Source organism: Halapricum hydrolyticum, assembly GCF_025517535.1.
GTDB classification, from domain to species: domain Archaea; phylum Halobacteriota; class Halobacteria; order Halobacteriales; family Haloarculaceae; genus Halapricum; species Halapricum hydrolyticum.
The window spans coordinates 151,248-163,425 of the sequence record NZ_JAOPKC010000004.1 but is presented as its reverse complement, the minus strand read 5'-3'; the positions used below and the strand labels follow the sequence as shown (position 1 = coordinate 163,425).

Here is a 12,178-nt window from a genome sequence, read left to right as displayed (position 1 = left end):
GTAAGTGAACCACACGACAGCATGGACGTGTGCACCATCCTGGCCCCCCACGATTCGTCACCGTCGGCACCGACGTCGAACTCGCGCCGCGCCGTCCGGATCCCGGGGCGAACTTCTCGTGGACGCTTCGCGACCGACCGACCGACAGCGACGCGTCCGTCGGGGATGATCCAGTCGAACATCTCGTTCCGGACGAGCCGGGGGTCTATCAGCTCGAACTCGACGCGCCCGACGGGCGACACGACCTGACCGTCAGAGCCTCCGAGGACGTCACCCAGCCGTTCCGAGTGGAGTGCGACGCTGACGAGCTGCCCGAACACGATCCGGAAGACGTCTGGGTCACCACGACGTTCAACGACTTCGTCGTCGGGGAGCTACAGCCCGAGCTGGTCGAGGAGACCTACGTCTTCGAGGACTCGGTTCCTCCAGGCCGGTACAACTACGCGATCACCGTCGGCGACGACTTCATGGGAGGTGACTGGGGGAGCACGACTGTCGACGGCCCCGAACGGCCGCGAGTTCGGCTGGACGCCCGGATCGAGTCTGGACCCGACGGCGAGGAGGTCGTGATCGAGGCCGACGCGATGCCCGGCCCGCACAGCGACACCGATCCAGAGGACCTGTCCGTCGAGTTCTACGTCGACGACAGGGACCGGGAGGCGCTACGCGCACCGGGCGAGGATCAATTCGAAGTGGCCGGTCACGAGGCTCGCTGTCCGCTGGCGGCGATCGACGAGCGGCTCCGAGTTCACGCGGTCGCGGTCGGCCAGCGGCCCGGCGTCAGCGACACCGTCCGGATCGAGGCGGACGGGACCGTCGAGCGGCCAAACGAGCCCCCGGAGTGGCTGGAGGGCGCGACGATGTACGAGATTTTCGTGCGGTCGTTCGTCGGCGATAGCGGCGTCACGTTCGAGCGTCTCGAAGAGCGGGTTCCCTACCTGGAGTGGCTGGGGATCGACATGCTCTGGCTGACGCCGGTCCTCGAATCCCGGAGCGCGGCGATGGGCGACGACGCCGAGCACGGCCCCCACGGGTACGACATCGTCGACTACTTCGACGTCGCACCGGATCTCGGAACCCGGGAAGACTTCGAGTCGTTCGTCGCGGCCTGCCACGACGCCGGCATCCACGTCCTGTTCGACCTCGTAGTCAACCATACCGCTCGCGAACACCCGGCCTTCCAGCAGAGCGCCCGCGGCGTCTCCGAGTACGCCGGGTGGTACACCTGGCAGGACACCGAAGAGGTGTTCGTCTCCGAACGGATCCGCGAGGAATCGACCGGCGAGGTCGAGCAGGTCTACGATCACTACTTCGACTGGTGGACGCTGCCGAACCTGAACTACGATTCGCTCGCGGTCCGGGAACACGTCCTCGACGTCGTCGACGAGTGGGCCGAGGTGGTCGACGGGTTCCGGTGTGACGTCGCCTGGGGCGTCCCCCACGGCTTCTGGAAGGAAGTCCGCAAGCGCGTCAGAGACGAACACAGCGCCTTCGACGGCGACTTCCTGTTGCTTGACGAGACGGTCCCACGCGATCCACATGGCGGCGAATTGGAGTTCGACATGCACTACGACACCGGTCACTACTACGGCCTCCGGGAGATCGGCCGCGGCGAGCGACCGGCCGACGACCTGCTCGACGTCGCCGAAAGCCCCGCCGTCGACGGGATCCGCGAGGACTACGTCCCGATGCGCTACGTCGACAACCACGACGAGGACCGCTATCTCGAGGAGTGTGGTCGAGACGCGCTCCTCACGGCCGTGACGGCGACGTTCACGCTACCCGGCGTCCCGATGGTCTACTACGGACAGGAAACCGGCCTGACGGAGACGCGAGCGGACATGAACTGGGTGAGCGGCGATCGCGAACTGGCCCGATACGTCCGGGCGCTGATCGAGACCAGGGAGTCGACGCCGGCGCTGATCGACGGCGACGTCGAGCCGGTCGAGTGTACGGTCCTCGACGGCGATCCCGACCGGGTGACGGCCTTCGGCCGGGACGGTGACGAGCGGTTGCTGGTCGTTCTGCACTTCGGTGACGGGACCGCCGAAGTCGAACTCCCTGAAGCGGTCGCGGAGACGGACGTCGTCACTGGCGAGCCAGTGGCCACCGAAGACAGCGTCGCCACAGTCGAAAACGCAGCCGTGCTCCGGGCGCGGTGATCGACGGACAGAACAGGGCGAGTGTCCCGGGGACAAGCCCCGAGGTACCTCACGGGCGCGTGTTCGGGCTCGACCTCACTCTTCCAGCGCCAGCGACGCCAGCAGTGCTTCGAGTTGGATGCGCTCGTTCGCCCCTTCGGTGATCCGGTAGTCGGCCTCGCCGACGCGATCGAGGATGCGCACGGCGGCCTCGTCGCCGACGTCGAACTCCCAGACCGAGCGATGGATCTGATCGAGGACGTCCCCGCCGGCGATTCCCTGGTCGGTCAACAGTCGATCGAGTTCCGAGCGCGCGGCAGTGAAGTCGCCGTCCAGAGCCTGCTCGACCATCGCGGTGATCTCCTCGGGGCGAGCCGTCGAGGTGATCTCGAAGACTGCGTCCTCGTCGACGACGTTCCCGGTCACGGAAGCGGCCTGGAGACCGTTGATCGCCTTTCGCATATCCCCGCCGGCGACGTAGACGAGCGCGTCGACGCCGTCGTCGGTGACCTCGATGCCTTCGGCCTCGGCGATCCGGTGGATCTGCTCCTCGATCGCCTCGTCGGAAAGCGGCGAGAACCGAAAGACGGCACAGCGAGACTGGATCGGGTCGATGATCTGACTGGAGTAGTTACACGAGAGGATGAACCGAACGTTGTTCGAGAACTGCTCCATCGTCCGACGGAGTGCTGACTGGGCCTCGGAAGTGAGTGCGTCGGCCTCATCAAGGAATATAATTCGATACTCGTAGCCGCCGAAAGAAGTGCGCGCGAAGGACTTGACACGGTCGCGGACGACATCGATCCCGCGCTGGTCGGAAGCGTTCAGCTCCAGGAAATTGTCCTGCCAGTCCTCGCCGTACAGTTCCCGGGCGATAGCCATGGCGGACGTGGTTTTTCCTGTCCCTGCAGGTCCTGAAAATAACATGTGACTCAGGTCGTTGCGGTCGACGTAGCTCTGCAGGCGTTCGATGATGCCCTCGTGGCCGGCAACCTCCGAAAGAGTCTGGGGTCGGTACTTCTCGATCCAGACCTCTTCGCGACCCGCCCGCGACTCAGACTCGGCCTCGCTCATGGTTGTGGTGTGGCCCCGCCCGCTGATAAACTTCCCGAGAACGCTATCCTGATGTGCGCCCACGCGAACCTACAGGCATGCGCGTCACCGTCGACGTCGTCGGCGAGGGAACCCACGAGGTCGAAGTCGGCGAGGGTGGGACCTACGCGGACCTGCTGGAGCCGCTGGAGTACAGTCGACACGAGGTCTCGATCGTCGTCGACGGCCAGCCCGTCCCGGAGGACCAGCCCGTCGAAGTCGATCGCGTCCGGGTTCTCAGGCTCGTCCAGGGCGGCTAGTCATGGTTCACGTGCGAACGGCGAAACCGGAAGAAATCGACGCCCTCCTCGCGATTCTCGACGCCGCGATCCTCGAAACCGATCGTGACGCGGTTCGACAGAGCGGCAGCGACGGGCGGACGCTCGTCGCCGTCGAGGACGGGCGAGTGCTGGGTGCTGCCGTCACGCTCCCGGCCGAGCGTGGCGTGCGTCTCGACGCGATCGCCGTGCGCAAGCGTCGACAGGGCCAGGGAATCGGGACGGCGCTGGTCGAGCGACTCATCGACCGTCACGGGCGCGTCGTCGCCGAGTTCGACGAACGCGTGCGGCCGTTCTACGAGTCGCTGGGATTCGAGATCCGCGAGCGAGAATCAGGACGGTATCACGGTGTTCGAACGGTCTAGACGAGCGGTTCGACAAGATCCCGGCCGGCGTCGAGCAGTTCCTCGACGCGTTCGGGGCTATCGGCTTCAGCGTAGACCCGTAGCTTCGGCTCGGTACCGCTGGGGCGGACCAGAACCCAGGTGTCGTCTTCGAAGGTGATCTTGAAGCCGTCGACGGTGTTGACCGACGCGACCGTCGCACCCGCGAGTTCGTCGGGCAGCGCACCGTCGAGTTCTTCCAGGACGCCCTCCTTTCGCGCGTCGGGACAGGCGACGCTGATACGGTCCTGGAAGACGTGACCGTGTTCGTCGTGGATCGCGGCGACGCGGTCGTCGATCGGCTGCTCGGCCTCGGCGGCGGCCGCGAGCAGCGCGATCAGCACGCCGTCCTTGTTGCGGAGGTGGCTCGTGATGCCGAACCCGCCCGACTCCTCGCCGCCCATGAGGGCGTCGTGGTCTTTCATCGCCTGGGCGACCCACTTGAACCCGACCGCGGTCTCGACGATTTCCTCGCCGTGCGCGCGGGCGACCTTGTCGACGATGCTCGACGTCGAGACCGTCCGGACGGCAGACCCGGATTCGTCTTCGAGGAGGAATTCGTAGAGGACGGCGTACTGGAGGCTCGGGTCCAGGAACCCTTCATCGGGGGTGACGACGCTGATCCGGTCGGCATCGCCGTCGTTGGCGATCCCCAGGTCGGCCTCGCCGTCGGTGACCGTCTCGATGAGGTCGTGCAGGCGATCGGCCTCAGGCTCCGGGGACGTGCCGCCGAACTCCGGATCGCGCTCACACCGGAGTTCGATCACGTCCGCGCCGGCCCGCTCCAGCAGGTCGCCGGTCACGTCGCGGCCGCTGCCGTGCATGGCGTCGTAGGCGACGGTCAGCCCCGAGAGGTCGGCGTCGACGAACTCCAGGGCGTGCGCGAGGTACGGCTCGACGAAGTCGACCTCAGTAACGTCGCCGTATTCGGACTCCGGGACCGGATCGGGTGCGGCAAGCAGGTCCTCGAGTTGATCGGTCACCTCGGGCAGTGCCGGCGCGCCCTCGTCGGGGATGAACTTCACGCCGTTGTAATTCGGCGGATTGTGACTGGCCGTGATCATCAGCGCGCCCGCCAGCTCCCGGTCGCGGACGGTCCAGCCGACCACGGGCGTCGGGCAGTCGCGCTCGCTCAGCAGGACCTCGATCCCGTTGCCGGCCAGCGTCCGGGCGAGTTCCTCGGCGAAGCCCCGAGAACTGTCCCTGGCGTCGTAACCGACCGCGACAGGGCCGTCTTCGAGATATGTCGCGACCGCCTGGCCGACCATTCGCACGCGCGGTTCCGTGAACACGTCCAGCGTCGCTCGCCAGCCGTCGGTGCCAAACTCGATGGCGTCAGCGTCAGTTCCCATACCTCCGGATGTGCTCCCCGCGAGCAAAAAGATGCCTCATCGCGGGTCGCTCACGGATCGTTCGTCGTCCGAGTCGCTCACGGATCGTTCGTCGTCCGAGTCGCTCACGGATCGTAGGTGACGACCGACGCGGCGTCCCGGGCGAACGATTCCGCGTCGGCGTCGAACGAATCGGCGTACCGGACGAGCAACAGCAGTACCGTCTCCGGGTTCACGATCCGGTAACCGTCGGTTCGGTCGAGCAGTCCGACCGTCTGGAGTTCGCTCGCGTACTTGCTGACCGTCGACCGGGAGACGCCGACCGCCTCGGCGAGATCGCTCCCGGTCGCCTCGGGTTCTTCGAGCAGCGCAACCAGCATGCCACGGACGGTGTCCCGACGGAGATACGACAGTGCCGTCTTCTCGAAGTCGTCGAACCGGCCCGCGGGGAAGAACCGACGGTAGTCGCCGTCCTCGTGACTTTCGATCGTGTCGGTTTCGAGCAGTTGCCGGAGATGGTGCTGGGTCTCGCCGGTCCCCAGGTGCAGGTCGTCGCGGATCTTCGAGAAGTGCGCGCCGGGCGTCGCTTCGAGATAGCCCACGATGGCGTCACGAGCGTCAGAATCGCCAGCCGTGGCTTCGGCCCCACCCGCAAAGCGAGCGATCGACCCGGCGGTCCCGAGCGCTGCGAACCGCCGAAGCGTCGCCCGCTTGCTCTCGTCGACCCCCTCGTCGCTCATCGTACACCGGTAGGCGATCCACGAGTAAAATAACTTCCCCTGCGTGCCGCCGTCTCTGTGGCGCCTGCGAGTGCCAAGCCCGGGCGTGCCTAGCTCGTATCGTACTTGTAGGTGGCCTCGTCGGGATCGATTCCGAAGTCTTCCGGCGACTCGGTCGGCTCGTCGTCCTCCTCGGCGTCGGCCGCCTTGAACGCCTCGCGGCGACCAGGCGGGACCCGGAAGTCGTCGACGCGCAGGTGCGTCGGGACGGCGTCGGGCTGGATCTTTTCGCGCTTCTCGGCCAGCCGATCGCGTAACTTCTCGGGAAGGGCGTCCGCGTCGGTCGCCTCGAAGCCGAATTGCGCCAGATACTCGGGCTGGTCGGTCAGCGAGTAGACGATCTCGAAGCCCTCGTCGCTCGCTTTCTGCACCAGACGTTCGATGACGTGCGCGCCGACGCCCTGGCCACGCCACGCTTCGAGGACGCCGATGCTCGTGAGTTCACACACGGACTCGTCGTCTGTCTTGTGAATCCGGATCCGACCGAACCCGGCCTTCTCGTTGGTCTCCTCGTCGATGGCGATGACGTAATCGCGCGACCGGAAGGCCGTCTCGTCCAGGCCCATCTCTTCGATCCGATCGAGCAACCAGACCTCCTCGCGGTTTTTCGCGTCCCGGACGTACATACATCTCTCTACGCTACCGGCCGTCAAAAAGGGTGGCATATCCGCGATATCGTCTGCCAGAGATGGGATCGGCGCCGTGACGGTCCGGATTGCTGTACGCCCTGCGAACACACTCGGTAGCACATTTCAGCCCGCGAGAAACTTATACCGTTCGTCCTCGTACTGGTACCGTGTTCATCGGACACGCGCTGCTGGCGTTTGCCCTCGCGACGCTGTTCGCGGACTGGCGAGGCTGGCCAGCCCGTCGCGCGCTCGCGCTCGGTCTCGTCGCAGGCTCGTTCGCTGCGATCCCCGACGTCGACATGATCTATACCGCGGTGGCGCTCGACGTGGGCCGGCTGAACGCCGGGACGCTGACCCAACCCAGCGTGTTCTGGGACGCCAGCCGTGCGGTCCATCGCTCGATCACTCACTCGCTGCTCATCGCGCTCGCAGCCGGCCCGGCCTTCGGCGCGTGGGCCGCCGGGACGAGCACGTCTCGCCGGTGGCTTGCCGTCCGCGGTATCGCAAGCGTGTTCCTCGCGTCGCTCGTCTGGGCGGCGTGGCTCTACAGCGGCCTTTCCGGTGCGGTCGTCATCGGTACGTTCGTCGTTGCGGGCCTTGTCCTCGCGAGACTGGCCCGCACCCGAACCGGGCTGTCCGGATCGACGGTCGCACTCGTCGCGACCGCTGGCCTGCTGTCTCACCCGTGGGGAGATCTGGTAACCGGCGATCCGCCACGACTGCTGTATCCGCTCGACGTGCAGGTCGTCGAGCAGACCGTGTTGTTGCATGCCGACCCGACGATCCACCTGCTGGGAGCGTTCGCACTCGAGCTGTCTGTCATCTGGCTCGCAGCCGTCGCCGTCGCTCGCGTCGCCGACCGATCACCGACGGTGTTGCTCGACCCGCGCGCCGCGATCGGCGTCGTCTACGGCGTCGCAGCGATCGTGCTCGTGCCCCCGACGCTGGACGTGTCGTATCACTTCGTGTTCACGATCCTGGGCGTCGGCGCGGCTACCGGGGTTCTGGCGGCGTTCCCGGGCTCCGTGTCTGCACTGGCACAGCGGCTCCGCCGAGGTCGGTGGGGTTCGATCACCGGCTGGAACCCCGCTCGGTATTTCCGACTCTCGTGGATGGATCCACCGCGACTCTACGCTCCATCGGTGGATCTCGATCGACTTCTCGATCGGTACCCGTCACCGTTCGAGGCGATCTTCGCCGCCCTCGGCGCGGTCACCATCGCCCTGTGGAGCTACGGGGTCGTCTACGTGCTCTTCGTCGCGTGATCGGACCGGCGTTCGCGAGGGATTTTAAGCCCAGCGGTCCACAGGGACTTCACATGGAAATCTCGGAGCTCGACGCACTGCTCCACGACAGTCGCAACAACGCCATCATCGGGTGGCTATTGATCGTGTTGCTAGGTGGCACCGCCGTCGGGATCGTCGTCGCCACCGGACCGCTGTGGTCGGTGTTCGCGCTCGGTGTCGTCGTGTTGGCGCTGATCCCGCCACTGGCGTTTCGGTCGCCGTACGTCATGCTGCCCTGGGAGGTACTGTTGATAGCTGCGCTCCCGATCGTCGGGCTCGCGACCGGGACCGATCGATTGTCCGGCCAGTTCTCGGTGTACTTCGCCATCGCGGCGGTCGCACTGGTAATCGCCGTCGAGTTGCAGTCGTTCACACCGATCCGGTTCCCGCCGTGGTTTGCCGTCGTGCTCGTCGTCGTCGCAACGCTTGCGTCGGCGGCGCTGTGGGGACTGCTACAGTGGGGATTCGACGTGTACCTCGGCACCAACTACATCACCACGAACGACGATCTGATGTACGAGTGGCTCTACTCGGCCGTAGCGGGAATTCTCGGGGGCGTGACGTTCGCACTGTATTTCCGTCGACGTCGGAAGTCGGTCGAAGCCATGCTAGAGGAAATCGACGACGTCCAGCTCGGGGGTGAGCGGTCGTGAGTCGGCTCGGGTCCAGGATCCGTCTCTCCGAGCGCCGACAGGCGCAACTGACGCGGTTCATGGAGCTGTCGCTCGTCGGACTGTTCTTCATCGGGATCGAGCGCGGGAGCCCAGGCATCATGATCAATACCGGCGTGGCGCTGCTCGTGGCACGTATTCCGTCCATCCTCGAGCGCGACTACCAGCTCTCGTTGGACCCACGGATCGCGCTGTGGATCACGAGCGCCGCGTTCCTCCACGCGCTCGGAACAGTCGGCGTGCCGGGGCTGGGATGGAAGTTCTACTCGGCGATCCCCTGGTGGGACCACGTGACGCACGCGCTATCGGCGTCGGTCGTGGCCGCCGCCGGCTATGCGACGGTGCGGGCGATCGACGAGCACTCCGAAGACGTGTATCTGCCCTCGAAGTTCGTCGCCGTGATCATCCTGCTGTTCGTCCTCGCGTTCGGCGTCCTCTGGGAACTGTTGGAGTTTGCTCTCGGAATCGCGGCCGAACAGCTGGGCACCTCGACGGTGCTGACCCAGTACGGCGTCTACGACACGCTGTGGGACCTCGTCTACAACTCCATCGGTGGGGTCCTGGTTGCGCTGTGGGGCGGGATCTACCTCTCGGACCTCTCCGAGGCGATCGGCGAGCGGTTCTTCAGCGGGACCTGACCGCGAGAGGCAAAGCGATCAGCAGTACTCCCGAAAGAACGACGCTACCAATTGCTTGCCGTGGTCAGTGAGAATACTCTCGGGATGGAACTGGACGCCGACGTGTGGTCGCGACTCGTGTCGAACCGCCATGACGATCGACCGTTCGTCGTCGGTCCGGGCGGTTTCGGTCAGACTGTCGGGGAGCGCCGTCCGTTCGACAGCCAGCGAGTGATATCGGCCGACGTCGAACGCCGCGGGAAGCTGTGTGAAGATACCCTGCCCGTCGTGGGTGATCGTCGATGGCTTGCCGTGGACCACGTCCGGTGCGTGGCCAACCGGTGCGCCGTTGGCTGCACAGAGCGCCTGATGGCCCAGACACACGCCGAGCGCTGGGATCGACAACTGCTCGAAGATCGCCATCGAGACGCCTGCCTCCTCCGGCGTGCCCGGCCCTGGCGAGACGACGATCGCGTCCGGATCGAGGTCGCGGATCCCCTCGATATCGATCGCGTCGTTGCGCCGGACGATCACCGCCCCACTCGCTCCTCCCGAAGACCCACTCTCGTACCACGCTTCGGTCGTGACGATTTCACCGACGTACTGGACGAGATTATACGCGAACGAGTCGTAGTTGTCGACCACCAGCACCGATAGCCCTTTCATCGCGATTCCTCTCCCTCGGTCGTAGCGTCGCTCTCCCCGACGGAGAAGTCCGGGCCGCCCTCGATGGCCGCGTCGACGGCGTTGATCAGCGCTCGTCCCTTGTCCAGCGTCTCCTGATATTCGCGCTGGGGGTCCGAATCGTGGACGATCCCCGCGCCGACCCGGAGGTGGTACTCCCGGCCGTACCGGACCAGTGTCCGGATGACGATGTTCAGCGTCGCCCGGTCGTCGAGCCCGAAGATCCCGATCGAACCCGTATACGGACCACGACGGGTCGACTCGACCTCGTCGATGATCGCCATCGTCCGGGGTTTGGGTGCGCCGGTGATCGTTCCCCCCGGGAACACCGCTTCGATCGCGTCCGCGAGCGTCTGCCCCGCGCGCAGGCGACCCTCGACCAGCGACACGAGGTGCATCACCTCGCTGTAGCGATCGACGCGCCGGTACTCGCTCACCTCGACGCTGCCGTATTCGCTGACCTTCCCGAGATCGTTGCGTTCGAGATCGACGAGCATCGCGTGTTCCGCCCGCTCTTTCTCGTCACTGGTCAGTTCGGCTTCCAGTCGCTCGTCCGCCGCCGCCGTCTCGCCACGCGGTCGCGTCCCGGCGATCGGCTCGGTTTCGAGTCGCGTTCCGTCCGCGGTCTCGTTCTGCTCGTCCTCGCGGCTCGCGGTTTCACCGCTCACTATGTTCGAGGACTCCCTGCGGTCGTCCTCGCGGCTTGCCGGTCGTCCCTCCCCGCTCACTATGTTCGAGGACTCCCTGCGGTCGTCCTCGCAATGTAGTAGGAGTTCCGGGCTAGCACTCACCAGATCGACGCCCGGAAACTCCAGGAGAGCGGAATACGGAGCCGGATTGACCGACCGAAGCGCGTCGAAGACGGTAACGGGATGTGCGGCAGCCGGAGCGGTAAGCCGGTGCGAGACGTTCGCCTGGAAGGTGTCGCCCTCCCGGATGTATTCTTTGACCTTGCGGACGCGGTCGGCGAAGGCTGCCTGACCACAGTCGCTTCGGAACGTCGCCTCCTCGCTGTCAGCCGGCGGTGAGCCGACGGTCGGATCGCCGTCGACAGCTGACTCGGCCAGCGCGAGCGCCCGTTCGCGACCGTGCTCGTAGGCGTCGGCCGCGTCGTCGAAGGCCCCCACGCGCGGGCAGGCGGTCACGTGTAACGTCGTCGGACGCTCGCGCGGCTCGCGCCAGGCGGCCAGCCGGTCGTAGACGCCCAGTTGCATTCGCGGCAGGTCTCGATCGCGGATGGCCGATTCCGGGAGCGACTCGATCTCTCGGGCGACGTCATAGGAGAGCCAGCCGATCGCACCACACGGATAGGGAACGTCGCAGTCGCCGCGTGCGAGCGATCCCTCGCCGATGACCGATTCGAGCGTCGCCAGCGCCCCCTCATCGGGGCCGGTTTCGACGAGTTCGACGGGGTCGACCCCGAAGTATCCCCATCCCGATCGACCGCCGCTGGTTTCAAGGTAGACGCCTCCATCTCCGTCTCGCGCGCGTCGGTAGGCCTTGAAGGGGTCCTCGACTTCGACCGCGACCTCGACGGGGACGCGTGCGTCTTCGGACACCTCTGTCGCCGTCGCCAGGAAGGACTCACGATCAGTCACGACTCGCGGTTCGCCCATTGTCTGCTCACAGCAGGTGGGGCTGCTTGTAGGTTGCGAGGCCGGCAACGTTGACAGAACGCAGAACTCAGCGATGTTTTGCGCGCTCGATCCAGGTCTGCAGGCGCTTTTCGGAGATATCTGTCTCCTCAGAGAGGCTCTCGGCGTCGCGAGCAGCCAGATCCGCGACCGTCTCGACGCCCGCGTCGGCCAGGCGATCGGCGTACGCCGAGCCGATTCCCTTGATCACGTCGGTCGGCTCGTCCGTCCCGAGGTCTTCGCCCGCCCCGGTTTCACTCGGCTCCTCGTCCGTTTCCGCTTCGCTCGACTCGTCGTCGGTTTCTTCCTCGTCCGTTTCCGCTTCGCTCGACTCGTCGTCGGTTTCTGCCTCGTCCGTTTCTGCCTCGGTATCGCTCGCAGTCGCTTCATCTTCGACAGCAGTCTCCGCGTCTTCCGTCGTCGGGACAGAGTCCGTGTCCTCCTCAGTCTCGTCCGCGGTGTCGGTCCCTTTGACGGCGTCCTCGGACTCCGTCGAGGGTTCGCGCTCGACGGTGACGGTCGTCTCTTTCGATGTGGGTTCGGTGGCCGTTTCGTCTCCGGACTGTGGCGGGCGTCGCTCCGACTGGCCCCGGGACCCACCGATCCCGAGCGCCTCCTTGATCCGATCGAGTAGTTCCGACAATCCCATGTGC

At 65.9% G+C, this 12,178-nt stretch carries 13 protein-coding genes; 6 read left to right on the top strand and 7 right to left on the bottom strand.

Annotated elements, in window-relative coordinates; genetic code table 11:
- Positions 1 to 29: 29 nt before the first annotated feature.
- The gene (locus tag OB916_RS06505) at positions 30 to 2,162 is read left to right on the top strand and encodes an alpha-amylase family glycosyl hydrolase (RefSeq protein ID WP_315908477.1); all 2,133 of its coding nucleotides are present in this window, start codon (positions 30 to 32) and stop codon (positions 2,160 to 2,162) included.
- 75 nt (positions 2,163 to 2,237) lie between these two features.
- Here the strand turns inward: OB916_RS06505 and OB916_RS06500 are convergent, their stop codons facing one another.
- Complete coding sequence (locus tag OB916_RS06500) at positions 2,238 to 3,215, bottom strand: replication factor C small subunit (RefSeq protein WP_315908476.1); 978 nt, start codon at positions 3,213 to 3,215, stop codon at positions 2,238 to 2,240.
- Positions 3,216 to 3,292: 77 nt separating this feature from the next.
- On the opposite strand from OB916_RS06500, the gene samp2 reads away from it, so the two are divergent.
- Positions 3,293 to 3,493, top strand: coding sequence for a ubiquitin-like small modifier protein SAMP2 (gene samp2 / locus OB916_RS06495; protein ID WP_315908475.1), 201 nt, complete (start codon positions 3,293 to 3,295; stop codon positions 3,491 to 3,493).
- Between the two features lie 2 nt (positions 3,494 to 3,495).
- Positions 3,496 to 3,876, top strand: coding sequence for a GNAT family N-acetyltransferase (locus tag OB916_RS06490; RefSeq protein WP_315908474.1), 381 nt, complete (start codon positions 3,496 to 3,498; stop codon positions 3,874 to 3,876).
- Here OB916_RS06490 and OB916_RS06485 read toward each other — a convergent pair.
- The 3 genes from OB916_RS06485 to OB916_RS06475 form a co-directional block, all read right to left on the bottom strand.
- Positions 3,873 to 5,246 carry a phosphoglucomutase/phosphomannomutase family protein gene (locus tag OB916_RS06485; protein WP_315908473.1) on the bottom strand — a complete coding sequence of 458 codons (1,374 nt, stop codon included), beginning with the start codon at positions 5,244 to 5,246 and terminating at the stop codon, positions 3,873 to 3,875. The genes OB916_RS06490 and OB916_RS06485 overlap by 4 nt on opposite strands.
- 104 nt (positions 5,247 to 5,350) lie before the next feature.
- Positions 5,351 to 5,965 (bottom strand): winged helix-turn-helix transcriptional regulator, encoded by a 615-nt coding sequence (locus tag OB916_RS06480; protein ID WP_315908472.1) that lies wholly within the window; start codon positions 5,963 to 5,965, stop codon positions 5,351 to 5,353.
- A gap of 89 nt (positions 5,966 to 6,054) precedes the next feature.
- Positions 6,055 to 6,630: a GNAT family N-acetyltransferase gene (locus tag OB916_RS06475; protein ID WP_315908471.1), complete on the bottom strand. Its 576-nt coding sequence runs from the start codon at positions 6,628 to 6,630 to the stop codon at positions 6,055 to 6,057.
- Positions 6,631 to 6,800: 170 nt separating this feature from the next.
- On the opposite strand from OB916_RS06475, the gene OB916_RS06470 reads away from it, so the two are divergent.
- The 3 genes from OB916_RS06470 to OB916_RS06460 are packed head-to-tail and all read left to right on the top strand — an operon-like array spanning position 6,801 to position 9,228.
- Positions 6,801 to 7,898 carry a metal-dependent hydrolase gene (locus OB916_RS06470; protein ID WP_315908470.1) on the top strand — a complete coding sequence of 366 codons (1,098 nt, stop codon included), beginning with the start codon at positions 6,801 to 6,803 and terminating at the stop codon, positions 7,896 to 7,898.
- Positions 7,899 to 7,951: 53 nt separating this feature from the next.
- On the top strand, positions 7,952 to 8,572 hold the full coding sequence (locus OB916_RS06465; RefSeq protein ID WP_315908469.1) for a hypothetical protein: 621 nt from the start codon (positions 7,952 to 7,954) through the stop codon (positions 8,570 to 8,572).
- A gap of 59 nt (positions 8,573 to 8,631) precedes the next feature.
- Positions 8,632 to 9,228 (top strand): hypothetical protein, encoded by a 597-nt coding sequence (locus OB916_RS06460; protein ID WP_315908497.1) that lies wholly within the window; start codon positions 8,632 to 8,634, stop codon positions 9,226 to 9,228.
- Positions 9,229 to 9,246: 18 nt separating this feature from the next.
- On the opposite strand, the gene OB916_RS06455 is transcribed toward OB916_RS06460, so the two are convergent.
- The 3 genes from OB916_RS06455 to OB916_RS06445 all read right to left on the bottom strand — a co-directional run bounded on the left by OB916_RS06455 (position 9,247) and on the right by OB916_RS06445 (position 12,174).
- Entirely contained in the window at positions 9,247 to 9,873 is a 627-nt protein-coding gene (locus tag OB916_RS06455; protein WP_315908468.1) for an anthranilate synthase component II, read from the bottom strand.
- Entirely contained in the window at positions 9,870 to 11,507 is a 1,638-nt protein-coding gene (locus tag OB916_RS06450) for an anthranilate synthase component I family protein (protein ID WP_315908467.1), read from the bottom strand. Before OB916_RS06450 ends, OB916_RS06455 begins: the two co-directional genes overlap by 4 nt.
- A gap of 67 nt (positions 11,508 to 11,574) precedes the next feature.
- Positions 11,575 to 12,174, bottom strand: a complete 600-nt coding sequence (locus OB916_RS06445) for a helix-hairpin-helix domain-containing protein (protein ID WP_315908466.1) — start codon at positions 12,172 to 12,174, stop codon at positions 11,575 to 11,577.
- Between the last annotated feature and the right edge of the window lie 4 nt (positions 12,175 to 12,178).

What these genes read in the sequence shown, in the direction of transcription:
- OB916_RS06500 (WP_315908476.1), bottom strand. Translation starts at nt 3,215, where the DNA reads ATGAGCGAGGCCGAGTCTGAGTCGCGGGCGGGTCGCGAAGAGGTCTGG.
- samp2 (WP_315908475.1), top strand. Translation starts at nt 3,293, where the DNA reads ATGCGCGTCACCGTCGACGTCGTCGGCGAGGGAACCCACGAGGTCGAA.
- OB916_RS06490 (WP_315908474.1), top strand. Translation starts at nt 3,496, where the DNA reads ATGGTTCACGTGCGAACGGCGAAACCGGAAGAAATCGACGCCCTCCTC.
- OB916_RS06485 (WP_315908473.1), bottom strand. Translation starts at nt 5,246, where the DNA reads ATGGGAACTGACGCTGACGCCATCGAGTTTGGCACCGACGGCTGGCGA.
- OB916_RS06480 (WP_315908472.1), bottom strand. Translation starts at nt 5,965, where the DNA reads ATGAGCGACGAGGGGGTCGACGAGAGCAAGCGGGCGACGCTTCGGCGG.
- OB916_RS06475 (WP_315908471.1), bottom strand. Translation starts at nt 6,630, where the DNA reads ATGTACGTCCGGGACGCGAAAAACCGCGAGGAGGTCTGGTTGCTCGAT.
- OB916_RS06465 (WP_315908469.1), top strand. Translation starts at nt 7,952, where the DNA reads ATGGAAATCTCGGAGCTCGACGCACTGCTCCACGACAGTCGCAACAAC.
- OB916_RS06460 (WP_315908497.1), top strand. Translation starts at nt 8,632, where the DNA reads ATGGAGCTGTCGCTCGTCGGACTGTTCTTCATCGGGATCGAGCGCGGG.
- OB916_RS06455 (WP_315908468.1), bottom strand. Translation starts at nt 9,873, where the DNA reads ATGAAAGGGCTATCGGTGCTGGTGGTCGACAACTACGACTCGTTCGCG.
- OB916_RS06450 (WP_315908467.1), bottom strand. Translation starts at nt 11,507, where the DNA reads ATGGGCGAACCGCGAGTCGTGACTGATCGTGAGTCCTTCCTGGCGACG.
- OB916_RS06445 (WP_315908466.1), bottom strand. Translation starts at nt 12,174, where the DNA reads ATGGGATTGTCGGAACTACTCGATCGGATCAAGGAGGCGCTCGGGATC.